The following is a 22504-nucleotide window of genomic DNA, read 5'->3' as shown; positions in this document are numbered from 1 at the left end:
GCATCAGGGGCGGTTATTTTTTTGATGGTCATATGCTCAAAGGGCCTTTACCCGCCGCTCCTCCTCCGTTACCCTAACCTCCAGCAGAGGGTGGCCCGCCTCCTCCAGCAGATCACGCAGCGGAAGCCACAGGGATGAACCGATCAGCTCTATATCCGAATTTCTCGTTATAAGCGTTCCATCACCCGAAGTGAGGGTAAGGCGCTTATTCGCAGCATCCGCATTCACCTCACGGCCGTTCCAGTACACGCTGCCGCTCCGGCTCACCGTATCCCAGCCGACACGGCCTCCCAACCGCTCAATTACGGCCCTTAGCGGAACTATATACTGGCCATTGCTGATCCTGAATTCCCCCGGATCCAGCTTTACCTCCAGTTTGCCGACCTCCAGCATAAGCGGCTTTCCGGGCCCAAACAGCCCCTCATTCGGTACAATATTCGAAGCGATCCAGGCCGCAGACGGTCTGGTCCGCCCTGCCGCTGCCGCAGTAGCCGACACCCTAAACTGTACCGGCTCCTGAGCTGCATCCAGTACACCGAAGCTGTAGCCTGCAGCCTTATAACGGGCAATAATGTCCGGCAGCGCTTTGGCGCTCTCCCCATGTCCCGCTCCGTCGTGAAGCAGCAGAATAATCCGGGAGCCCTTCAGTGACACCGACTCCTGCAGGATTTCCGCCGCCGGTACACCCTTTCTTTTGGAATCCCCGCTGTCCACGGTCCAGTCCATGACGGTGTATCCCGCCTCTTTTAACAGCTCGAAATAAGTAGCGTCAAAATGCCCGTACGTACCGCCTGGTGCACGTACCAGCTGAGGCCGGATGCCTGTTATTTCCCGTACTACCTCTTCAGTCTGTTTAATCTGTCTCCAGAATTCCGTGAATCCGCTATATAATTCATGGTAATTATGATTATAGGTGTGATTGCCGATGACATGCCCCTGCTCCCAGATAGCGTTGATCAGCTCAGGATGGCTTTTGGCCTGCTGCCCCAGCACAAAAAAGGTCGCCTTTACATCCTGCTTCCGCAGAATCTCCAGCACGGCCGGTGTGACATTGCTGGGCCCGTCATCGAAGGTGAGGTAGACCGTCTTTTGCCCTGCCTTTTTATTGACCTTCTGTACCGCAGCTGCAGCCGTCTCTTGCTGTACCGAAGGAACCGTCCCTGCCCCAGAGGCCTGCACCTTCCCGTCTGTTTCCAGATCCGCACGATTCAGACGGACTACAGCCGGCGCGCTCAAATCTTGCTTCACGGCAGCCGGAAGATTATTCTTAGAGAGAACAGGTACGGCAACACCGGCCTGCATAGAGACAGGCTTCCGCTCAGGGAAGGACTGTATGCCCCAACCGGTCAAAACAAATATTACAACCGCCATAGCAATTAACCCGCGGATGGCAATCCGGCGGATCAGAGTTCTTTTGCTACCGTTCATCTTCTCTACCTCCAGCATTCTATTGGCTTTGGTACCTGTTTGGTAGATTGTATGAAGACAAGCATCGAAATAGAATTAGGCGCGCTGCCTTTGGAGAGTGACTTTATTATGGAAATGCTGAAGTGGATTCAGGAGCTGTTCGCCAATTATGGCTATAATGTATTGTTCTTCGGGCTTTTGCTGGAGTTTGTGGCACTGCCTTTTCCGGGGGAAACCACGATGGCCTTTGCCGGATTCCTCTCTTATACCGGAAGGCTCGATTTTCTGACTCTGGTCGTTGTGGCGTTTGCAGGGACGACTGCAGGCATGACGATCACTTATTTCATCGGGCTAAAAGCGGGGCTTCCCTTCATCCAGCGGTACGGTAAATGGTTCCTGTTCTCGCCGGCCAAACTGGATAAAACACAGCGCTGGTTCGAGCGTTACGGGAGCTTCCTGATTTCCATCGGCTATTTTATTCCCGGCGTCCGGCATTTTACCGGTTATTTTGCCGGCATTATCGCCCTGCCCTTCCGGAAGTTCGCTTTGTACGCCTACGGCGGGGCCCTAATCTGGGTCATCCTGTTTCTCGGTATCGGAAAAGTGTTCGGCCCGCAGTGGATGGGCATCTTCCACCTGTTTGAGCTGTACGCGCTCTGGATTGTCTCCGGGGTCGCCTTACTTGCCGCGCTGATTGTTCTGCTTCGCTACCGGCGCATCCTGACTGTCCGGCTATTGCGGCGCAGCCCTGAGCTTGAACTGAAGACCAAGCTGAAAGAAACATCCAAGGAGCGCTAAACCACACCACACCCTGTATGAAAAACAGCCCTGCGCCGGAAACTTCCGTGATACGCAGCGGCTGTTGACCTGCGGGCACGGTTCCCCGCTGAAAGGTTACCGTTCTCACCCTTCACCTGCCCTCCCTCTTCTATTGGTACCGCTAACGGTAAGGCCCATTCTTGCACGCAAGGCGGCATATCCGGCCAGCAGCAACGCGATGGCTGCGAATCCGGCTCCGCCCGCAAAGCCGAGCATTCTTGGCTCCACATAATCCAGCATCCAGCCTGCCCCGAGCATGGACAGGCCAAGCAGCGTGCCGCTGGCAGCGGACAGCATGCCAAAGATAACCGGCTGCAGCCGGGGCGGCGTTTCGCGCATGACTAAAGTATCCAGACAGGCATTGCCGGCACCGCCGGCCAGAGCGAGCAGAATGTACAGGAAGAATGCCTGCAGGAAATTCCCGCTGCTGCTGATGGCCATCAGCAGGATTCCCTCCAGCAGAAGTCCGGTGAGCGCTGCTGCCAGCAGCCGCTTGGTCAGCAGCCTTCCCGCAAAAAAGCTGAGGCTCAGCCCAATTCCAAGCGCTGCATAGAACGCGCCCACTCCGGCATCCCCGGCATGAAACTCCTGCACCGCATACACACTGATCAGCACATTATCCCACCCGTTGATCACCGGCACCAGAAGCTCATAGGCGATTACAATCTGCAGCGCCAGACTGCCCCGGGCCACAAATGTAAGGGTCTGCAGACGGCCTTTGTCAGTCTGCTTTCCCTTCACAGACTCACCAGCCGCTCCTGTCCTCCCTCTTTCTCTGTCCGCAGACGCTGCGGAAGCCTCAGGCTTCTTCCGTCCTGTCCTGCCCGCCGCCTCAGTCTGCGGAAACGAAATCCCCCACAGAAGCATAGCCGCTGCCAGGAAGGACAAGGCATTCATGACAAAAGCCATATCGGGACCAAACCACAGCGATACCACACCGCCGATAAAGGCGCCGAGGATCAGTACGCTGCCGTTCATCAGCTGCTCCAGACCGTTTATTCGCAGCAGTGCGGAGGCATCAGCAAGCAGCGGAATGGAGGATTTGCGTACAGGACTGTAAACAGCCTCTCCGGCAGCCATAATAAAACTGCCGGCATACAGCAGCCACAGCCGGTCCTCCCCGTCCACCAGCAGAAAGGACAGTGCGACCGGTACACGCAGCAGATCGACGGCAATCATAATGGCCTTGCGCGGCAGCCTGGCTGCCAAGAGTCCCCCCAGGGGAGCCATAAACAAATAAGGCAGCACTCTGACTCCAAGCGAGATTCCTACTGCCATTCCCGATCCTGTCAGCTGCAGGACGAGTGCCAGCATCGCTACACTGCTGAAACGGTCACCGATTCCGTTGACCAGCCCGGCAGCAAATAATCTGGAGTAGCCCTTCAGCTGCCGCATGCCCGGACCGGCAATCCTTCTGTTCATCGCAAACCCCCACAATCTAATTAATGTAATATCTAATTAGATATTAATCGAATTTATTGGTGATGGCAATGCCTTCTTTTCTTTCCCCCGCGTAAAATATAGAATGGTTGTTGACCGCTGTGCCGGAATTTTATCGATAAAGAGGTGCCCTTCCGTGAAAATAGACCGCCTGCTCTCCATCGTGATCCTTCTGATTAACCGTCCTCTGATCCAGGCGAAGGAGCTTGCCGATATGTTCGAGGTATCCGTTCGCACCATCTACCGGGATATTGAAAGCATTAACGGTGCCGGAATCCCGGTCGTGACGTACCAGGGCGCAGGCGGCGGAATCGGATTAATGGAAGGGTACCGGCTGGACCGCAACCTGCTGACCGAGCATGAGCTGGCTGATATTTTTACCGCACTGCAGAGCGTGTCCTCTTATGGCGGGGGAGAGCATTCGCTGCTCATGGAAAAAATCAGCAGTGTCATCCCTCCCTCCCAATCCGCCGCCTTCCGCAGCAAAACCGCACAGCTGGTTGTCGATTTCTCCCCCTGGGGAATGCAGAAGCCGCTGGAAGAGCGGCTGGCGCTGCTTAAGGAGGCGCTTGAGGAATCTGTAGCTGTCACATTCGAATATGTTGCTGCCAGCGGTGCAGTAAGCCGGCGTTCGGTAGAGCCTTACACACTGGTGCTGAAAGGCCCGTCATGGTACTTGTACGGCTTCTGTTCAGAGCGCGGTGATTTCAGGCTGTTCAAGCTGCTCCGCATGAAATCTCTGGTCAAGGAGGAGCGCCGTTATGTCCGCCAGGACATTCCTGTGAAGGAGCTGCCCTGGAGCAGCGGATGGGCTGACCCTTCAGGCACAACGCCTGTTGTGCTGCATTTTCCGGCTGCAGGCAGGCATCTTGCGGAAGACTATTTTGACTACAGCGAGCTGCATCCAGACGGAGACGGCGGCTATACGGTGACCGTCTATTATCCCGAAGATAACTGGCTCTACGGCTTCCTTCTCGGCTTTGGCCCCTTAGCCGAAGTACTGGAGCCCGAGCATATCCGGCGCAGACTGGGCGAAATAGCCACCGGCATTGCCGCTGTTTATAGCTCATGCGGAGACTCGGGGAAAACATAAAAAAACGGGATACCCTAAGCGGCCTGGCTGGCTGCGGGGTGTCCCGTTTTTTATGGTTATTTTACCGCTTGAGTTTTAAAGCTGCCTGCGGCTCCAGCCTCAGCTTCCTCTGTGTTGATAAAGTCTGCCTGCGGTGAAGTCTTCTTGATGAACAAGGCCAGCACCAGGGCCACTGCCGTTACCCAGGTAGCAACCGTAAACGCATGAGTAATCCCGTTGATTGTTGCTTCCTGTGTAAGCTTGAGCATCGCTGCCTTATCGGTCTGTGATACAGCACCGCTGGTAATTGCATCTGTAATATTGCTCTTCGTGCGGTTGGTCATCAGGCTGACAAAGAGAGCCATACCGAGCGCCCCGCCGACTGTGCGCAGTGTATTCGACATTGCCGTGCCATGGGAGCTGAGCCGCTGCGGCAGCTGGTTAAGTCCGGCTGTCACAATCGGCATCATCAGCATGGACATCCCGAACATCCGGGCAGTATAGGTCAGGATCAGATGCGTATAGGTTGTTGTGTCAGAGATTTGGCTGAATTCCCAAGTCGTAATCGTGGTAATCAGGAGACCGATAACAGCCAGCCATCTTGCCCCGATCTTGTCGAAAATAATGCCGGTGATCGGAGACATAATCCCCATCAGGATGGCGCCCGGCAGCAGCATCAGACCGGATTCCATCGGCGTAAAGCCGCGGATTGTCTGCAGGTAAATCGGCAGCAGAATCATACCGGCGTACATCGCCATGGTTACAATAATGTTGATTACCGTAGTCAGGGAATACATATTGTAACGGAAAATCCGGAACTCCAGCAGCGGCTTGTCGGTCGTAAGCTCACGCCATACAAACAGCACCAGCGCCACTGCCCCAAGAATCAGGCAGATAATAACCGTCGCACTTTTCCAGCCGTCGGTTCCGGCATCACTGAAGCCGTACAGCAGTCCGCCAAACCCGAGCGTCGACAGGATGATCCCGATTTTATCAAGCTTCGGAGAAGTCAGCTGCCCTACATTCTGCATGGCCTTCATCCCCAGCAGAGTGGAGAAAATGGCCAGCGGCAGTACGATATAGAACAGCACGCGCCACGAATAGTTCTGTACTACCCAGCCGGACAGTGTCGGTCCAACCGCCGGGGCAAAAATCATCGCGACTGCCATCAGCCCCATCGCCTTACCGCGCTCTTCAATCGGGAAGATGCGCAGGAACACAATATTCATCAGCGGCATCAGAATGCCTGCCCCGACCGCCTGTACGACACGGCCGACCATAATCATTTCAAAGCCTGTTCCGATCGCGCAAATCAGCGTACCTATCGAAAACAGGATCATTGACGTAATAAACAGCTGCCTGGTGGTAAACTTCTCTACCAGATAGGCGCTGATCGGGATTAATACCCCATTCACCAGCATGAAGCCGGTTGTCAGCCATTGAGCCGTATTGGCCACAATATTCAGATCCTCCATCATCTTGGGGAGGGCGACGTTCATCAGCGTCTGATTCAGCAGCGCGACAAAAGCACCGATCAGCAGCGCGGCGATAATAGGGCCCCTGCGGATCGCCTTGGCGCCGCCCGCAGCGTTAGCATGTATTGTACTCATAATGACTTATTTTCTCTCCCTTGGACTAAGATTTTAATGATTTCCCCATGCAGACGCAGCAGTTCTTTGACATCCTCGGCAGGAATATTCTCCAGGGGCTGCAGATGCTTTCGGATCGACTGCTTGCTGCGCTCCCTGATTTCCTGTCCCTTGTCCGTTACCGCCAGCTGCACAATCCGTCTGTCGGCTTCCGAGCGCTGCCGTGTGAGCAGGCCCGCCTTAACCATCCGGTCCACCACCCCGCTTGCAGCGCTGTTGCCTAAGTGCAGCAGATCCGCAAGCTCAGTGATGCCGATATCGGGATGCAGCGCCAGCTTGCGCAGCACCATCAGCTGTGTGGATGTGACATTGAGCTCTTCTGCATCCTTCCACAAAAGCTGCTGGTAATTATGGGTGATGCAGCGGAAAGAAGACAGAATATGATCCAGCTGCTGTTCTTTTTCCTCCAACCTAATCCCCCGCTTATTCATTCATTGTTTAATATTTCGTATACGAACTATTTTACTCTTTACGTATTTCTCCGTCAACATTTTGCTGAAATTTTCTGAAAATATTGATGCTGTCGGAATACATTTACACATTTATCCTCTTTACTTTCACATTTTTTTGATTACTTGTGACCGGTTCTTATTTATAATTCAAGAGGGAAGGGATTTTATGGAAAGACGGTGAATCTGTTGAATCTTGAGCAGCGGAAAATGTGGAATGTGAAGCACAAGACGCTAACGGGAATGCTGGCCCGGCCTGATCAGCACCTTGAGGCTGTGGCGTTATTTCTGGAACAGCACCGCTGGCTGTATGCCTCGGGAGCTGAGTCTTCCGGACAAAGGACTTATGAAGATGAAATTTTAAGCGGCCTTACAGAGCAGGCTTTCCGCACTTACCCGGTACATACAACAGCCAGCAGGAACTCTATCGCCTGGCATCTGTGGCACGCTGCGCGGATTGAAGACATCACGATGAATATTCTCGTCGCAGGCAGGGAGCAGGTGCTGCACAGCGGAGGATTTGCGGAGAAACTGAATACGCGTGCCAGCCATTCGGGCAACGGGATGAACGAGGCAGAGATTGCCGAACTGAGTGCGGATCTGTCTTTTGAGGCATTAAAAGACTACAGGCTGACCGTTGCCGCGCGGACCCGTTCCCTTATTTCCGGACTAAGCGCTGCTGAGCTGAAGGCTAAAGTAGATGCATCACGGCTTAGACAGGTCAGTGAACAGGAGGCTGTCAAAGCTTCAGAGCAATGGCTGCTCGATTACTGGGGCGGCAAAACCGCAGCCGGTCTGGTGCTGATGCCGGCCACCAGGCATAACTTCCTGCATCTGAACAAGGCGATGAAGGCCAAGCTGAAGCTGCAGAAGCAGCCGGTTTCCCCATAGAGTGAAAAAGGCAGCAAAAAAGCGGGGCAGGGAATCTTCCTGCTCCGCTTTTTGTGTAATTTTGTCGAGCTTTTAGCTTCACATAGAACCGGCTCAAACCCCGCTGCTAAAGGTCCCCAGCTTAACCGGCTTACCCAGGCGGCCGGCCGCCTGTCTGGCCTTCGTGCCGCCGGCCAGCTCACTTGCTATGGACATCATCAGCTTGATCCGGTTCGCCTGGTTCACTACACTGACGCCGGCATCATAATCAATCGCCGCGATATTCGCTCCCGGGTACAGCTCCTTCAGCCCTTTGATGGTTCCGCGGCCCGTGATATGATTCGGCAGGCAGGCAAACGGCTGGATGCAGACAATGTTGTTCACCCCGTTGTCCAGCAGATCCATCATCTCCGCCGTCAGGAACCAGCCCTCGCCCATCTGGTTGCCGACCGATACAAGCCGGCTTGCCTTCTCGGCCAGCCCGTAAATATTCTCGCGGCTCTTCGCCAGGCCCGCCTCCTCCAGCGCCACCTTCACCGGCCTGCGGTAAATCTCCAGATAAGAGATCAGCATCGGATTGATATAGCCCAGCTTCTTGCTCTTCCCGAACTGCTCAGCCTTGTAAATCGGATTGTAGATACAGTAGAAAATAAAGTCCAGGAAGTCCGGCATCACCGCTTCGCCGCCCTCCGCTTCTATCATCTCAATGATCCGGTTGTTGGCATCCGGATGGAATTTGATCAGAATTTCGCCTACAATGCCCACCTTCGGCTTTTCGTAATCATGCACAGGCAGGCGGCAGAACTCAGCGACAATCTCCCGGACCAGCCGTTTGTATTCCCGGAATGAGAAGGTCGACAGGCTGCTCTTACAGCGCTCCATTCCCTTGCGGTATAGCGCTTCGGCGCTACCCGGAATCTGCTCGTACGGCCGGAACCGGTGCAGCAGCCGCATCATCAGATCGCCGTAGCAGGCTGCGGCAACCAGCCGGTTGGCCAGCTTGAGGCTGATCTTGAAGCCGGGCTGGTTTTCCATGCCTGAAGCATTGAGCGAGATAACCGGAACATGCCCCAGGCCGGAGTCCTTGAGGGCCTTGCGCAGCAGCGAGATGTAATTGGTTGCCCGGCAGCCGCCGCCTGTCTGTGACATGATAACTGCTGTGCGGTTCAGGTCATAATCACCGCTTTTAAGCGCTGACAGAATTTGCCCGATGGTGACAATTGCCGGATAGCAGGCGTCATTGTTCACATAGCGCAGCCCTTCCTCCGTCTCCTGCGGTCCGGTAGTCTCCAGTATCTTGAGCCGGTAACCGGCATCCCGGAAGACGCGTTCAAACAATTCAAAGTGCACCGGTGACATTTGCGGCGACAGAATGGTATAGGTATCCTTCATTTCTTTGGTAAAGGTGATATTGGCCGGAGTTTTATAGAGCAGCTGCGGCTGCACCTCGCTCTTCTCGCGTTCACGTATTGCAGCCAGTAGCGATCGCAGCCGGATGCGGGCTGCCCCCAGATTGCTGATCTCATCAATCTTGATCAGTGTATACACCTTGTTGTGCCGCTCCATGATCTCCTGCACGGCATCGCAGGTAATGGCATCGATGCCGCAGCCGAAGGAGGTCAGCTGGACCAGCTCAAGATCCTTGCGGGCCGAGGCGAGCCGGGCGGCGCGGTACATCCGCGCATGATAGGTCCATTGATTAACCACCGCCACGTCGCCTTCACTGCGGTCCAAATGGCAGACCGAATCCTCGGTAAGCACAGCAAGCCCCATACCGGTGATCATATCGGCAATGCCGTGGTTGATCTCCGGATCGGCATGATAGGGATGCCCGCATAGTAGAATGCCCTTGGTCCCTGTCTCGCTGAGGAATACCAGCGTCTCCTCGCCCTTGGTGCGCACATCCCTTTTGGCTTGCTCCGCTTCAGCCAGCCCTGCCTGAACAGCTGCTGCAATCTCTTCCCGCGGAATGCCGGTAAAGGTCTTCATCAGTCCTTTGGTCAGGGCATTAATATCGTCAAAGGTCAGGAACGGGCTGACCAGCGGGACCCCCTTTTCCTTCAGGCTGTCCATATTGTTGCGGATGACCTCGGGATAGGAGGCGACCACCGGGCAGTTGAAATGGTTCGTCGCCGCGTCGTCTTCCTTCTTCTCGTAGACAACCGCCGGATAAAAGATAAAATCTACCCCTTTGCCGACCAGGCTCTGCACATGACCATGGGCCATTTTGGCCGGATAGCAGATCGACTCGGAAGGAATGGTGTCCATTCCGCTTTCGAAGAGCTTTTTGCCGGATTTGGGGGACAGGACCGTGCGGTAACGCAAGCTGGTGAAAAAGGTATGCCAGAACGGGTAGTTCTCGAACATGTTCATCGTGCGCGGGAGGCCTACAACACCACGTTCTGCCTGCTCTTCAGGCAGCCCTTCATAATCAAAAAACCGTTCATACTTATACTGCATCAGATTGGGCAGCGTGTTCCTGGTCTTCTTGCCGCCTGCACCGCGTTCACAGCGGTTGCCGGTCACATGGAAGCTCTTATCCGGGAAGCGGCTGATGGTCAGTGCGCAGTTGTTGGCGCACAATCCGCAGCGGCCCGGGGAAACCTGACAGGTAAAGGCCTCAAGCTCCTCCGGCCCGAGCAGCGAGCTCACTCCGCCGGGAACGGCCTGTTCCTTGGCCAGCAGGGCGCAGCCGTAGGCACCCATGACTCCGGCAATGTCCGGCCGCACCACTGTTCTGCCGGTCAGCAGCTCGAATACCCTCAGCACAGCCTCATTATAGAAGGTTCCGCCCTGCACAATAATATTGCGCCCCAGATCCTCGCTATTCCGGATTTTAATGACCTTTTGCAGGGCATTCTTAATCACCGAGTAAGCCAGGCCGGCCGAAAGATCAGCCAGCGAAGCGCCTTCCTTCTGTACCTGCTTCACTTTGGAGTTCATGAATACGGTGCAGCGCGAGCCGAGGTTAACCGGCTTGCTTGATTCCAGTGCAGCCTTGGCAAATTCGGCGATGCCCAGCTCCAGAGCGGAAGCGAAGCTCTCCAGAAAAGAGCCGCAGCCCGCCGAGCAGGCCTCATTCAGCATCAGGCTGTCGATGGCTCCCCCGCGGATCTTGATGCACTTCATATCCTGTCCGCCGATATCAAGAATGAAATCAACCTCAGGCATGAATTTAGAAGCTGCCTTATAATGGGCAACCGTCTCCACCTCGCCGCCGTCTGTCCGCAGCGCAGCCTTAATCAGGCCTTCACCGTATCCGGTCGCATAGGAGCCGGCGATATAACAGTCCGCCGGCAGCAGCCGGTAGATCTCCTTCAGTGCATCACTGACCGACTGCAGCGGATTGCCCTTGTTGCTTCCGTATGAGGTGTACAGAATCTGATCATCGCTGCCGGTGATAACCAGCTTGGTGGTTGTCGAGCCTGCGTCGATGCCCAGGTAGCAGGGTCCGCTGTAATCCGCCAGTTCGGCACGCTTAACCGCAGCCCTGCCGTGGCGCTGCCGGAATTCGGCCAGATCTCCGGCCGTTTCGAACAAAGGCGGCAGCTCGGCATCCTCGGCGCGGTCAGCCTTGAAATCGACTGCGGCAATCCGGGAAATCCAGTCTGCCAGCGGCAGGACAAGCGGCTCCGCCTGCGAGAGCGCCGAGCCGATAGCCACAAAATACTGGGAGCGCTCCGGAAACAGCACCTCACCTTCATTAAGGCCAAGCGTCTTCGCGAACAGTTCCCGCAGTACAGGCAGGAAGGTCAGCGGACCGCCCAAAAAAGCCACCCGGCCGCGGATCGGACGGCCGCAGGCCAGTCCGCTGATCGTCTGGTTCACAATGCTCTGGAAGATCGAAGCGGCGATATCCTCGCGCTGCGCCCCTTCATTAAGCAGCGGCTGCACGTCACTTTTGGCGAACACCCCGCAGCGGGAAGCAATCGGATAGATCCGTTCATGCTTCTCAGCGAGCGTATTCAGGCCGCCCGGGTCCGTCTGCAGCAGCGCAGCCATCTGGTCGATGAACGCCCCTGTGCCTCCTGCACAGGCCGTATTCATCCGCTGCTCGATCCCGCCGTTTAAATAAATAATCTTGGCATCCTCCCCGCCAAGCTCAATGGCCGTGTCGCACTGCGGGATCAGCTCACTGATCGCTTTGGTGCAGGCAATGACCTCCTGAACAAAGGGGATTCCGCCAAGCTTGGATAAGGACATTCCCGAGGAACCGCTTACAGCAAGTGCCGCCTTCCTGTCCGGAAACCTGTCCCGGACAGCGGACAGGAGGGACAGGGCGGCTTTTTTTATATCACTGAAATGTCTGACATAGTCCTGATAAACAATGGTATTCCGTTCCATAACAACCAATTTGGCCGTAGTTGATCCGACATCAAGCCCTATACGCATCATCATGCCATCCCCTTGCCTTGCTCCAAATTTGAAGTAATATGAGGCAACTATATCATGAGAGCGCCTTATAAAGGCTGTTAAAAATGTTACAGACAAATACAAATCATTACCAGCATACTTAATTATTTCGCAAGCTCATCCAACGCCTTTTCCACATGGCCCTTAACACGGATTTTGCGCCACTCTGCCGCCAGTTTCCCCTGTTCATCAATCAGGAAGGTTGAGCGCACAATCCCCATAAATTCCTTGCCGTACAGCTTTTTGAGCTGCCACACGCCGAACATTTCACTTACCCGGTGCTCTTCATCCGACAATAACGGAAAGGGCAGGCTGTTCTTCTCTGTGAACCTGCCGTGTGAGGCCAGGCTGTCCGGGCTGATCCCCAGCAGGACCGCTCCCCGGGCGGAAATCTCATCATGGGCATCACGGAATTCGCAGGCCTCCTGGGTGCAGGCGGGAGTCATATTTTTGGGATAAAAATAAAGCAGCACCTTGCGTCCAAGATACTGGCTCAGGCTGATAGTGCCGCCTGTGGATGCTGGAAGCGTAAAGTCAGGGACCTGCTGTCCGATTTCGATTGGTTTTGTCATATGTATACCACTCCTATCAGTTGCTTTACTTTACGATTGTGCTAAACATTTTGGTGGAATATTCCGAAATTGCTTGTATTCCTAAAAGAAATTATAATGTAGAGAATGTGAATGCGAAAGGAAGAACGAAATGCCTCCAAGAAAGAACCGGCACGCAAAAGCCGGCAAGTCAAAAAAGAAACCGCTGCTCTGGACTCTGGCCATTATACTTCTCCTGATTGCCGGCGGCGCCGCTTACTACTTTACCAGTCTTTACACCCAGCTGGACAATCTGCATAAGACCGGAGAAGATTCACCGTTCGCAGCTGTCCCCACACCTTCAGCCGAAATTACACAGCCTCCTGAATGGGAAGGCACCGAGCCTGTTAACATTTTGCTTATGGGTGTCGATGCACGCGGCGTGAAGAAAGGCGAGGTTCCGCGTTCGGATACCATGCTGGTCGCCTCTCTTGATCCGGTTAAGAAGAAGTTTTATGTGTTTTCCATTCTCCGTGACACCTATGTGGACATTCCAGGCTTTGGCAAGGAGCGCATTAACACAGCAATCACACATGGTCCCGAGGTAGCGATGCAGACCGTAAGCGATCTGCTCGGCATCCCGGTTCAATATTATGTTTATACAGATTTCCAGGGCTTCATAGCGCTGGTTGATGCAGTCGGCGGTGTGGATTATGAGGTCGAGAAGGACATGGTCTACAAGACCATTGCCGATGGACCCGAATACGATATCGATCTCAAAAAAGGCTTCCAGCATCTCGACGGCAGTATGGCGCTGCAATATGTGCGCTTCCGTCATGACGCAACCTCCGATTTCACCCGGACAGAGCGCCAGCGCGGCTTCCTGAAAGCCGTAGCAGACAAGGTGATCAGCACCACCTCCATTATCAAGCTTCCGTCGATCCTGTCCCAGGTTACCCCTTTCATTGATACGAACCTGGACATGAATGATATGTGGAAGCTGGGCACCGTCGGTTATGACAGCTCCATGGGCGGCAGCGAGCAGATCCCGCCAATGGACCTGCTGACCGAAGAAAGAACCAGCGGCGGCGCTTCGGTCATCGGGTTCAAGAGCGAAGAAGAGCTGAAGCAGTTCGTGCAGGATGCAATGGCCGAACCGGAGCCTACGGCAACACCGGAGGCATCTCCTGAGAGCAGCCCTTCTGCAACAGCAGAAGCCCACTAAGCAGTTCCCCACTCGGCCAAAGGACGGGCGGACAGCGGAATTCCCCGTTGTTCGCCCGTTCCCATGCCTAGAGTTACATAAGACACCCCTACAAGCAGTATGAAAGGATGATTTTAATGAACCGCAGTAATTCAGAGCAGTTGTACCAGGAAGCCCTCCAGCATATTGTCGGCGGGGTTAACAGCCCGTCCCGTTCCTTCAAGGCTGTCGGCGGCGGCGCCCCTGTATTCATGAAGCGCGCCAGCGGCTCCCGCTTCTGGGATGAGGACGGCAACGAATACATTGATTATCTTGCGGCATATGGTCCGATCATTACCGGCCACGCCCATCCGCATATTACCGCAGCCATCACGGAAGCCGCGCAGAACGGCATTCTGTACGGTACGCCAACCCAGCTTGAAATCAAGCTGGCCAAGATGCTCAAGGAAGCCATCCCTTCGATGGATAAAGTCCGCTTCGTCAACTCCGGTACCGAGGCCGTAATGACCACCATCCGCGTGGCCCGTGCCTACACCAAACGCAGCAAAATCGTAAAATTCGCCGGCTGCTATCACGGCCATTCCGACCTCGTGCTGGTTGCCGCCGGCTCCGGCCCTTCCACGCTCGGCATTCCGGACAGCGCCGGAGTACCTGGAAGCATCGCCCAGGAGGTCATCACTGTTCCGTTCAATGATCTTGACGGGCTGCGCGAAGCACTGGAGAAGTGGGGCGAGGATGTTGCTGCTGTTATGGTAGAGCCGATTGTCGGCAATTTCGGTATGGTTATGCCGAAGCCCGGCTTCCTTGAAGGGCTGTGCAAGCTGGCTCACGATAACGGCTCACTCGTCATTTATGATGAGGTCATTACCGCTTTCCGCTTCCACTACGGCTCCACCCAAACCTATGCCGGTCTTGATAATCATGAGGACATCACACCGGACCTGACCGCACTGGGCAAAATCATCGGCGGCGGGCTGCCGATCGGCGCTTACGGCGGCCGCAAGCATGTAATGGAGCAGGTCGCTCCGCTGGGACCGGCCTATCAGGCCGGAACGATGGCCGGCAACCCGGCTTCCATCTCGGCAGGGATCGCCTGTCTGGAAGTGCTTAGTGCAGAGGGCGTCTATGACGAAATGGAACGCCTGGCCATCCGCCTGACTGAAGGGCTGCAGGCCTCAGCCGGCCGCCACGGCATCCCCCTGACGATCAACCGCATCCGCGGCGCGTTCTCCACCCATTTCTGCGAGCATCCGATTACGAATTATGACGAAGCGCAGGATACAGACAGCGAGCTGTTCGCCAGCTTTTTCCGCCATATGCTAAACCGCGGCATCAACCTCGCCCCGTCGAAATACGAGGCCTGGTTCCTGACCACGGCACATACGGATGCTGATATTGATGCTACTCTGGAGGCGGCTGAAGCGTCCTTCCAGGCTATGGCGGCAGAGAACAAATAATCTGATCGCCATCATATCCTGCTCCATACAAATAACCCGCTGCCTGCCCGGCAGCGGGTTATTTGTATACCTATTTCAGGTCATACAGGCTGCGGATTTCCACATCCTGCGGCAGCTTGAACGGATTCTCCTGATTAATCCGGTCATAGAACATAACGCCGTCGAGGTGATCCATTTCATGCTGGATAATGATGGCCTGGTAGCCTTTGAATTTCAGGGTAACCGGCTTCCCCTCCAGGTCAAAGCCCTTTACCTTCACTGTTTCATAACGGGGTACAAACCCGTGCACCGGCCGGTCTACGGACAAGCAGCCTTCACTCTCAGGCAGATAGACCATAGAGACCGAATGGCTGATTATCCGCGGATTAACCCAGGCGTGCTCAACGATTCTGCCTTTTTCATCCTTCGAGTACATAACGAACATCCGCTTCTTCAGGCCAATCTGATTCGCAGACAGCCCTACGCCGGAACGCAGCTTATATTTGGCTGACAGCTCCGGGTCCTGGCTGTTCTTGAGAAACTGCAGCATGCATGCAAGCGTCTCACGGTCCTCTGCCCCAAGCGGGAGCTCTACCGGCGCGGCCACACTGCGGAGCACGGGATCGCCCTCACGAATAATATCATCCATCGTAATGATATAGTCTGCCTTGAATTTTGTACTAGACAACGCAATTCATCCACCTTTGCTTTTGGCTGGTTAACAATTCTCTAAGAATAATGTTCCGGTTATGGATTAATAAATGCCGTGCGCAGCTTGCTGCTGTAGTTCACATCAAAACCAAGTCCGGTAGCGAGTGCAGCGAGCGGCAGATACGTTTTGTCCTCTTTGCCCACTTTTTGCAGAAATGCCGGGGTATCAATCGCCTGATTCACGCCGTTAACCTTGATAAACTTGGACCCGATCGTTATGACGACCGTGCGTCCGCCGTAAACAATGGTTGCGCTGGACGTTTTGTTGTCCCATTTACCCGTGGCGCCTACCGCATTCAAAATATCCTTCAAAGCCAGGAAGTTCTGGCCATTCTTCAATATAGGCTTATTCGGGGTATTCAGCTCTACCCCTTTTACAACGATCGACATGGGAGCCGCCGCGGCACCTGCACCTGTCATTGCTATAGCGGAAGGTGTACGGTATTCTCCCCACTCCAGCTCGGCAAACACTCTGGCGATCTTCTCATAGCCCAATTGGGTGGGATGAAAATCTGCTGCGCCTGCACCGATAATATGGGTCAGCGATGCCTCAACTCCGGCGAAACGGGCAGCAACATGAGCCGTCACTACCGGGGCGGCCGCCGTATTCAGGCTGGCAGTGACGCTATCCGCAGCTGCCGTAAACCGTTCCGCGGCACCCATCAGTGTGGCATAATTGGCGCCGAGGGCGATTTTGGGAGCCGGCTGGTATTGATCCGCAAGCAATATGGTTGCAGCAGGACTGACCGCCCGGATATTCTCAAGTGCTGCCTTTACATTGGTGGTGTATGCCGTCAGCCGCTGCTCCAGTTGGGCTTCGAAATCGGCAGAAGCCAGCTCCTTCACCTTCAGGAACAGGCTGCTGACATCATTGCCGCCGATTGTAATGGTAATCAGATCCGCATCCGCAAGCTCCGTCTTGATCTGCGGTGTCAGCTGTGCAAACTGGCTGATCCGCGGATCGGGCAGGCCTGCCTGAATCCCTTCAGCCGGGATGACGGTGCCGTTCTTGATAGCCCCGGTATAGTTAAGTAAGCCGGCCGAGGTCAGACCAAGAATCCCGTAATTGTTCAGGGCGCTTCTGCCGTGATACCAGCCCTGTTCCAGCAGCCGCTCTGCATATCCGTAAGGTTTCGTATTCGGATCCGTCATCCCCGGCTCATAACCGGCTGTGATCGAATCCCCTAACGCCACGATGCGAAAGACATCCTGCCCTGTTCCCTGCCCTGCCGCCGTATCAGCAGCATCAGCCTGCTCAACCCCTGCACCAAGCAGCAGAGTGAACAGAAGCATGCCGCTTGTTCCGGCGGCCCATAGTTTTTTCCATGCCATCAGCATCGTACCCCTCTACATTGTTATAATTCTATTCTATCATCTGAACGGCCTGCAGCAAAAGAGCGGGTTCCCGTTAACCGGAAACCCGCTCCATAGCTTAATATCATTCTATTGCTGCCCGCCTCCGGAACCGGAAGCCGGCTTACCCTCTTGATCCTGCTCATGATCATTAATGCCGGAACGCTTCAGATATTTGTCGTAACGGTCATCCAGCTCACAGGCAATTTTACGGTACCGCAGGGTTTCTTCCACAATCGGGTCATGTGCAGTCTGAATCCGGATTTCGTATTTGGGCGAAATCTGGCGGACCTCCCTGGCTGTACGGTCACTCTGCTCCATTTCACCTTCCTGCAGCATTTCGCTCAGCATTTCACTCAGCCTGCGCTCCAAATCGTAATCTTCCATCTTTCAGCTGCCTCCTTAAAGCTTGAATCCCGTGGCTTCCGCTTCCTGCAGCGAGGAGACCAGAAATTCATGGATCTTCCCGTTGCTTGCCACAATATGACGAGTACCGATGTCATAGGGATTACCGAGCGTATCGGTTACCCTGCCGCCCGATTCAAGCACCAGCAGCACGCCTGCAGCGCAGTCCCAGGGGCTAAGGCCAACTTCCCAATAGCCGTCCACCCGGCCTGCTGCAACATATGCCAGATGCAGGGCCGCCGAGCCTCCGGCACGGACGCCGCGGATCTGCGGCAGAATATGCTGCAGGCCAGCCATATTCGCCGGCTGGGCGAAGGTGCGGTCCGGCGGGAAGCCCATGGCAATCAGGCTGCTGCCAGGCTCCGTCTCCTTGGATACCGCGGTCGGGATGCCGTGCATATAAGCGCCTTTGCCCTTCTCGGCAACGAACATTTCGTCACGGATCGGATCATAAATAACCCCAACCGACAGCTCCCCGTTAATCGCCAGGGCAATAGATACACAGTAGAAAGGAAAACCGTGCACGAAATTGGTTGTCCCGTCAATCGGATCGACAATCCACAGATGTTCATGCTTGCGTCCTTCTTCGAGGGCGGCAGTGACTGCATCTGCACCGGGAGTCACCCCTTCTTCCCCGAGGATGGCATGGTCGGGATAATGGGTCAGGATCAGCCGCCGGATCATCTGCTCCACACCTTTATCAACTTCAGTTACCAGATCCTGCGCCGACGTCTTGCTGCCCAGTTCCTTCACTTGTCCCTGTCTGCTCTTGATCCATTCCCCCGCTTTGGCTGCAGCGTTGATCGCCGCCGCCGTATAACCCTTGCTTGTTACCACATAGGGCTCCCGTTCATTCCGTTTATCAGAATTCAAAGGATTCATCTCTTCACTCCGCTTTCTTGAACTTGATTGCTCTCCCGTGAAACACTGCAAGTTAAGCAAGCACACTCCCTGCCGCTTAAGTTTCATTCAACGTACCCTATTTCAGGGCACTTATCAAGTCTAACCTTGTTTAAGGCTCAACATTGATGCTGGCTCCGTTCAGGACGGTAATTCCGTTGCCGGCCTCCGCCAGCTCCTTCATTGTCTCCATCAGGCCGAACAGCGCTCCGTCCTTCAGTTTTGCTTCAATCATTACATCTACAGCAGGTGTATACGCGGCAATCCGCTTCAGAAAAGCAAGCAGCGGCGCCGGCTCCACCCCGTCGGCATGGCTGCGGGGATCGGACGGGCTGCGCGGGCTGGAGACATGGATCTTCGGCGGGAGCAGCTCTCCCGGACCCACATCCGTCTGGGCAAGCCTGCTCTTCCACGTGCCGAGAATGTCCGGCCAGAGCTCCCATGGCAGCTCGCCTTCGTTATTCACCCACTGGTGGTGAATATCAAGCACCATCGGCAGGCCGAGCTGACGGCAGACGGCTAAGGTCTCCGGAGCATTGAAGGTCTTATCGTCATTCTCCAGCGTCATCCGCTCCTGCAGCCTGGAGGGCAGGCCGGCGAAATGCGTTTTGAAGCGCTCTGCCGCTGCAGGCTTGTCCCCGTAGGCTCCGCCGATATGGATGTTGTTCTTGGCCGTTGCCGGAAGCCCCAGGGCATCCAGCATGTCCGTATGATACTGCAGGTCACGGACGGAGCTGGCCAGCACCTCGGGACGGGGCGTGCTCAGCACCGTGAAGTGGTCCGGGTGAAACGATACCCGGAGTCCGTGCTTAATAATATATTCCCCGACTTCGGCAAACTCCCCGGCGAGCACCGTAAAAGGGTTCCAGTCCTGCAAGTCGGGATGGGTCGAGAGCGGGATCAGCTTGGAGGTCAGCCGGTACACCTTAATCTCCGAGCCGACATTATGCTTCAGGAGGCGCAGCGTGTTATGCAGGTTCATCCTGGCTATCTGCTCCAGGCGCCGCAGGCCGGCCTCCCGGTCAGCCAGCTTGTTAAAGCTTGCCATGGTCATGGTCTTGGAGGGTGAGCAGTCTTTGATGACAGTCGACATGGCCACATAACCGAAACGGACAATCATTTTTCTTCCCCGAAGAACATCTCGAAGGCAAGCGCAGTCTGCACCCGTGATTCTTCCTCATTCAGCCTGCGCACCAGATCCATCTCCACTGCGGTAACCTCATTGCCCTGAAAATTAATCTCGGCGATGGAGGCGGAAATCTTCACGATTGCCACAGCCACATTCTCAGGCGTGTACGCAATCACCTTCTGGCCGGTCGGGTAGACGCGGAAGCCCTGCTTGACCATCTTGGTACGCCCGTACTCCAGCAGTTCGTATAGCTCCTGCTCATTCTTGAACTTGCAGACTGAATTGAATTCCGATAGAAATCCCATTGCTATTCGATTCTCCTTCCCGGCCGGATTGCCTCCGCCGCTTCGCTTAATATAAATTATTCATTATCGTATTTAAGGCTTTGTCTGAGCTGATACCGTTCCAGCGCCAGCTCAACCATCCGGTCCAGAAGCGTCTGGTAAGACACGCCGGTCTCCCGCCACAGCAGCGGATACATGCTGTAAGGGGTGAAGCCCGGCATTGTGTTCACTTCATTAATCAGAATCTTGCCGTCGGACTTCCGCAGGAAAAAGTCTGCCCGGGTAATACCGCTTCCCTCAATGGCCCGGAAAGCCTGCAGCGCCGCTTCACGCAGGCGGTCTGCCACATCCGGGTCCAGCGGTGCAGGAATCAGCATCTGCGATTTGCCGTCAATGTACTTGGCAGCATAGTCATAATATTCACCGGAAGAGACGATTTCACCCGGAACCGATGCCTCGGGCTCTTCATTGCCAAGTACAGCTACTTCCACCTCACGGGCATCCACAAATTCCTCGATAATAACCTTCGTATCATACCGGAGAGCGAATTCAACAGCCTTAATCAGGCTCTCTTTATCCGACGCTTTGGAGATACCTACGCTTGAACCGAGATTGGCCGGCTTGACAAAGACCGGGTAACCCAGTTTATCCTCCACTCCGACAATCAGCTCATGGCCTTTCCGTTTCCATGCAGAGGCACTGAAATAACAATATTTGCATTGCTCAAGTCCCGCTTCACCGAACAGCTTCTTCATTACAACCTTATCCATACCCGCTGCGGAAGCCAAAACGCCTGCTCCGATGTACGGAATGTTAGCCATTTCGAACAGCCCCTGAATGGTGCCGTCCTCCCCGTTGGTTCCATGCAGCAGCGGGAACATGACATCGACTATGCTCTCTTCCCCGTTCAGCCCGCTGAAAACCGTGTTCAGCGCCATGCCCATGTCTCCCGCCGGTCCTTCCAGCTTCAGCTCCTCAATCCTGCTGTATGGGGCACCGAGCGTCTCCCCGACCTTCCACAGCCCCTGCTTGGAAATGTAAAATGGGATAATTTCATATTTATCGTAGTCAAAAGCGTTCATGACTGCAAAAGCCGTCTGCAGCGATACCTCATGCTCTCCGGATTTGCCCCCGTACACCAGTCCTACGGTACATTTTGTGTTCCCCATGCCCTAACCTCTTTCTGAATTATAAGTAGTCATTAATATGAAAAAAACGGTAGGCCGTTCTGTCGGTCCATGCATAGGAATCACGGTAATCCCAATAACGGTGGCGGCTTGAGACCGTACGGGCATTCACCAGCGGCATGCCTTCCGCATCAAAAGCGGTAACAATTGTACTGTGCTGGTAATGGCCGTTGCCGTCCCAGTCATACTGGATGACGTCACCCAGGCTTAGCTGGTCCGGACGCTCCACGGCTTCCGCACGGAGTCCGCTGCTGCGCTGTCCGCTCAAATACCGCTCCAGACTGTCCGACACAGCCCAGCTGAAGCTCCACCATTCCTGGGTTCCGTTGTAGCCTTTGTACCACCAGCCCGTTTCTCTTTTACCAGTATAGTTGATCGGTGCTCCCCCTGCAAAGAGACATTGGGAGACATAGTTGGTGCAGTCCACCTCAAAAATTTCAAACTCCGCATTGCCGTCCTTCCACCACCGGTCAGCATATGCTACCGCTTCCTCCCGGCGGTACCTCACCTCTCTGGCCCCGGGAGTACCGCGCAGGATCTTGCGGTTAAGCAGCGGCTGTGACGGCTGCGGCGCCCGCAGCACCTCACCCCATTTGGACAGCCGGACCGCCGGTTCCGCCTCAGCCGCCCTCCGCAGGGAATTGCGCTCAGGCACGCTGCGCTCAATGTTTACGATCTCCCAGCTGCTCCCTGTGCGCACAAAGGTCAGCCGTTCAGATTCAATTTTATCCTCTCGGTGGGTGATTCCGCCCTTTTCATAATAAAGTGCACTATGCAGGGCCACATCGGCTACAAGCTCACTGGGATTTTTCCGCACAGTCCGCAGCGTCCGCACCCCGGTCTCACCGCGAAGCGGTGTAATGCTGCGATGTTCATACCACTGCGCAATGCGGCGTGAACGCTCGCCCTGCATTTTGTGGAAACGGGCATCCTTTACGGTGCCCTGAACCTGCGCATATCCCGGTGCGACCCGACCTTTATTCAACAGATCCACATAAGCATACAGACTCTTTTTCCATTCCTGCTCCATTGCATACCCGCCTCTCCCTATTTGGCTGCTGTCCTATGTATATGAACGAAAAGGAGCCGCTATACAGGCGGAAACAGGCCGGAGCGGGGAAAATGGTCTGCCAGACAGGCAGCTTCCCCCTACGCTATCAGAGGCCGTTTGCAATGTCAGGCCAAATCCCGTTATAGTGTACAAAAAACATATGCGGCAATACCTGAAAACCAGCTGCAGCCCATG

General features: G+C 55.0%; 19 protein-coding genes. 5 read left to right on the top strand and 14 right to left on the bottom strand.

The genetic code is table 11. From position 1 onward, the window contains the following. Positions 1-36: 36 nt before the first annotated feature. Positions 37-1428, bottom strand: a complete 1392-nt coding sequence (locus BLR64_RS14665; protein ID WP_090715204.1) for a polysaccharide deacetylase family protein — start codon at positions 1426-1428, stop codon at positions 37-39. Positions 1429-1536: 108 nt separating this feature from the next. Between BLR64_RS14665 and BLR64_RS14660 the strand changes: the two genes are divergently transcribed. Next, entirely contained in the window at positions 1537-2205 is a 669-nt protein-coding gene (locus tag BLR64_RS14660) for a DedA family protein (protein WP_090715202.1), read from the top strand. A 105-nt stretch (positions 2206-2310) separates the two neighbouring features. On the opposite strand, the gene BLR64_RS14655 is transcribed toward BLR64_RS14660, so the two are convergent. Beyond that, on the bottom strand, positions 2311-3648 hold the full coding sequence (locus tag BLR64_RS14655) for an MFS transporter (RefSeq protein WP_090715201.1): 1338 nt from the start codon (positions 3646-3648) through the stop codon (positions 2311-2313). Positions 3649-3802: 154 nt separating this feature from the next. On the opposite strand from BLR64_RS14655, the gene BLR64_RS14650 reads away from it, so the two are divergent. Then, positions 3803-4759 (top strand): helix-turn-helix transcriptional regulator, encoded by a 957-nt coding sequence (locus BLR64_RS14650; protein ID WP_090715199.1) that lies wholly within the window; start codon positions 3803-3805, stop codon positions 4757-4759. A 56-nt stretch (positions 4760-4815) separates the two neighbouring features. On the opposite strand, the gene BLR64_RS14645 is transcribed toward BLR64_RS14650, so the two are convergent. Continuing rightward, entirely contained in the window at positions 4816-6348 is a 1533-nt protein-coding gene (locus BLR64_RS14645) for a DHA2 family efflux MFS transporter permease subunit (RefSeq protein ID WP_090715197.1), read from the bottom strand. Next, a complete protein-coding gene (locus BLR64_RS14640; RefSeq protein ID WP_167360683.1) occupies positions 6345-6797 on the bottom strand; it encodes a MarR family winged helix-turn-helix transcriptional regulator in 453 nt (150 codons plus the stop codon). The genes BLR64_RS14645 and BLR64_RS14640 overlap by 4 nt, the downstream gene beginning before the upstream one ends. 219 nt (positions 6798-7016) lie before the next feature. Between BLR64_RS14640 and BLR64_RS14635 the strand changes: the two genes are divergently transcribed. Then, on the top strand, positions 7017-7727 hold the full coding sequence (locus BLR64_RS14635; RefSeq protein ID WP_279615467.1) for a DinB family protein: 711 nt from the start codon (positions 7017-7019) through the stop codon (positions 7725-7727). A 93-nt stretch (positions 7728-7820) separates the two neighbouring features. Here the strand turns inward: BLR64_RS14635 and BLR64_RS14630 are convergent, their stop codons facing one another. Both BLR64_RS14630 and bcp read right to left on the bottom strand, forming a co-directional pair. After that, entirely contained in the window at positions 7821-12104 is a 4284-nt protein-coding gene (locus BLR64_RS14630; RefSeq protein ID WP_090715193.1) for a 2-hydroxyacyl-CoA dehydratase, read from the bottom strand. Between the two features lie 119 nt (positions 12105-12223). Next, positions 12224-12691, bottom strand: coding sequence for a thioredoxin-dependent thiol peroxidase (gene bcp / locus BLR64_RS14625; protein ID WP_090715192.1), 468 nt, complete (start codon positions 12689-12691; stop codon positions 12224-12226). A gap of 130 nt (positions 12692-12821) precedes the next feature. Here bcp and BLR64_RS14620 point away from each other — a divergent pair, with 130 nt between their 5' ends. Both BLR64_RS14620 and BLR64_RS14615 read left to right on the top strand, forming a co-directional pair. Beyond that, positions 12822-13874 carry an LCP family protein gene (locus BLR64_RS14620; RefSeq protein ID WP_090715191.1) on the top strand — a complete coding sequence of 351 codons (1053 nt, stop codon included), beginning with the start codon at positions 12822-12824 and terminating at the stop codon, positions 13872-13874. Between the two features lie 116 nt (positions 13875-13990). Continuing rightward, positions 13991-15310 carry a glutamate-1-semialdehyde 2,1-aminomutase gene (locus BLR64_RS14615; RefSeq protein ID WP_279615466.1) on the top strand — a complete coding sequence of 440 codons (1320 nt, stop codon included), beginning with the start codon at positions 13991-13993 and terminating at the stop codon, positions 15308-15310. 70 nt (positions 15311-15380) lie between these two features. Here the strand turns inward: BLR64_RS14615 and def are convergent, their stop codons facing one another. The 8 genes from def to BLR64_RS14575 all read right to left on the bottom strand — a co-directional run bounded on the left by def (position 15381) and on the right by BLR64_RS14575 (position 22288). Continuing rightward, positions 15381-15938, bottom strand: coding sequence for a peptide deformylase (gene def, locus BLR64_RS14610; RefSeq protein WP_090715235.1), 558 nt, complete (start codon positions 15936-15938; stop codon positions 15381-15383). A gap of 98 nt (positions 15939-16036) precedes the next feature. Then, entirely contained in the window at positions 16037-17332 is a 1296-nt protein-coding gene (locus BLR64_RS14605) for a stalk domain-containing protein (protein ID WP_244157710.1), read from the bottom strand. Positions 17333-17443: 111 nt separating this feature from the next. Continuing rightward, complete coding sequence (locus tag BLR64_RS14600; protein WP_090715187.1) at positions 17444-17740, bottom strand: hypothetical protein; 297 nt, start codon at positions 17738-17740, stop codon at positions 17444-17446. 15 nt (positions 17741-17755) lie between these two features. Then, the gene (locus tag BLR64_RS14595; RefSeq protein ID WP_090715186.1) at positions 17756-18640 is read right to left on the bottom strand and encodes an inositol monophosphatase family protein; all 885 of its coding nucleotides are present in this window, start codon (positions 18638-18640) and stop codon (positions 17756-17758) included. 130 nt (positions 18641-18770) lie between these two features. Continuing rightward, on the bottom strand, positions 18771-19778 hold the full coding sequence (uvsE, locus tag BLR64_RS14590; protein ID WP_090715184.1) for a UV DNA damage repair endonuclease UvsE: 1008 nt from the start codon (positions 19776-19778) through the stop codon (positions 18771-18773). Then, positions 19775-20092, bottom strand: a complete 318-nt coding sequence (locus tag BLR64_RS14585) for a hypothetical protein (RefSeq protein WP_090715183.1) — start codon at positions 20090-20092, stop codon at positions 19775-19777. The genes uvsE and BLR64_RS14585 overlap by 4 nt, the downstream gene beginning before the upstream one ends. A gap of 56 nt (positions 20093-20148) precedes the next feature. Further along, positions 20149-21240, bottom strand: coding sequence for a D-alanine--D-alanine ligase (locus tag BLR64_RS14580; protein ID WP_090715181.1), 1092 nt, complete (start codon positions 21238-21240; stop codon positions 20149-20151). A 19-nt stretch (positions 21241-21259) separates the two neighbouring features. Next, positions 21260-22288, bottom strand: coding sequence for an amidase domain-containing protein (locus BLR64_RS14575; protein ID WP_090715179.1), 1029 nt, complete (start codon positions 22286-22288; stop codon positions 21260-21262). Positions 22289-22504 lie beyond the last annotated feature (216 nt).

This window comes from Paenibacillus typhae, from assembly GCF_900099765.1.
Lineage (GTDB): Bacteria > Bacillota > Bacilli > Paenibacillales > Paenibacillaceae > Paenibacillus_AQ > Paenibacillus_AQ typhae.
This window is presented reverse-complemented; position numbering and strand designations above follow the sequence as displayed.

What these genes read in the sequence shown, in the direction of transcription:
- BLR64_RS14605 (WP_244157710.1), bottom strand. Translation starts at nt 17,332, where the DNA reads ATGGCATGGAAAAAACTATGGGCCGCCGGAACAAGCGGCATGCTTCTG.
- bcp (WP_090715192.1), bottom strand. Translation starts at nt 12,691, where the DNA reads ATGACAAAACCAATCGAAATCGGACAGCAGGTCCCTGACTTTACGCTT.
- uvsE (WP_090715184.1), bottom strand. Translation starts at nt 19,778, where the DNA reads ATGATTGTCCGTTTCGGTTATGTGGCCATGTCGACTGTCATCAAAGAC.
- BLR64_RS14600 (WP_090715187.1), bottom strand. Translation starts at nt 17,740, where the DNA reads ATGGAAGATTACGATTTGGAGCGCAGGCTGAGTGAAATGCTGAGCGAA.
- BLR64_RS14630 (WP_090715193.1), bottom strand. Translation starts at nt 12,104, where the DNA reads ATGATGATGCGTATAGGGCTTGATGTCGGATCAACTACGGCCAAATTG.
- BLR64_RS14620 (WP_090715191.1), top strand. Translation starts at nt 12,822, where the DNA reads ATGCCTCCAAGAAAGAACCGGCACGCAAAAGCCGGCAAGTCAAAAAAG.
- BLR64_RS14615 (WP_279615466.1), top strand. Translation starts at nt 13,991, where the DNA reads ATGAACCGCAGTAATTCAGAGCAGTTGTACCAGGAAGCCCTCCAGCAT.
- BLR64_RS14665 (WP_090715204.1), bottom strand. Translation starts at nt 1,428, where the DNA reads ATGAACGGTAGCAAAAGAACTCTGATCCGCCGGATTGCCATCCGCGGG.
- def (WP_090715235.1), bottom strand. Translation starts at nt 15,938, where the DNA reads ATGGATGATATTATTCGTGAGGGCGATCCCGTGCTCCGCAGTGTGGCC.
- BLR64_RS14655 (WP_090715201.1), bottom strand. Translation starts at nt 3,648, where the DNA reads ATGAACAGAAGGATTGCCGGTCCGGGCATGCGGCAGCTGAAGGGCTAC.
- BLR64_RS14645 (WP_090715197.1), bottom strand. Translation starts at nt 6,348, where the DNA reads ATGAGTACAATACATGCTAACGCTGCGGGCGGCGCCAAGGCGATCCGC.
- BLR64_RS14575 (WP_090715179.1), bottom strand. Translation starts at nt 22,288, where the DNA reads ATGGAGCAGGAATGGAAAAAGAGTCTGTATGCTTATGTGGATCTGTTG.
- BLR64_RS14660 (WP_090715202.1), top strand. Translation starts at nt 1,537, where the DNA reads ATGGAAATGCTGAAGTGGATTCAGGAGCTGTTCGCCAATTATGGCTAT.
- BLR64_RS14580 (WP_090715181.1), bottom strand. Translation starts at nt 21,240, where the DNA reads ATGGGGAACACAAAATGTACCGTAGGACTGGTGTACGGGGGCAAATCC.
- BLR64_RS14585 (WP_090715183.1), bottom strand. Translation starts at nt 20,092, where the DNA reads ATGGGATTTCTATCGGAATTCAATTCAGTCTGCAAGTTCAAGAATGAG.
- BLR64_RS14595 (WP_090715186.1), bottom strand. Translation starts at nt 18,640, where the DNA reads ATGAATCCTTTGAATTCTGATAAACGGAATGAACGGGAGCCCTATGTG.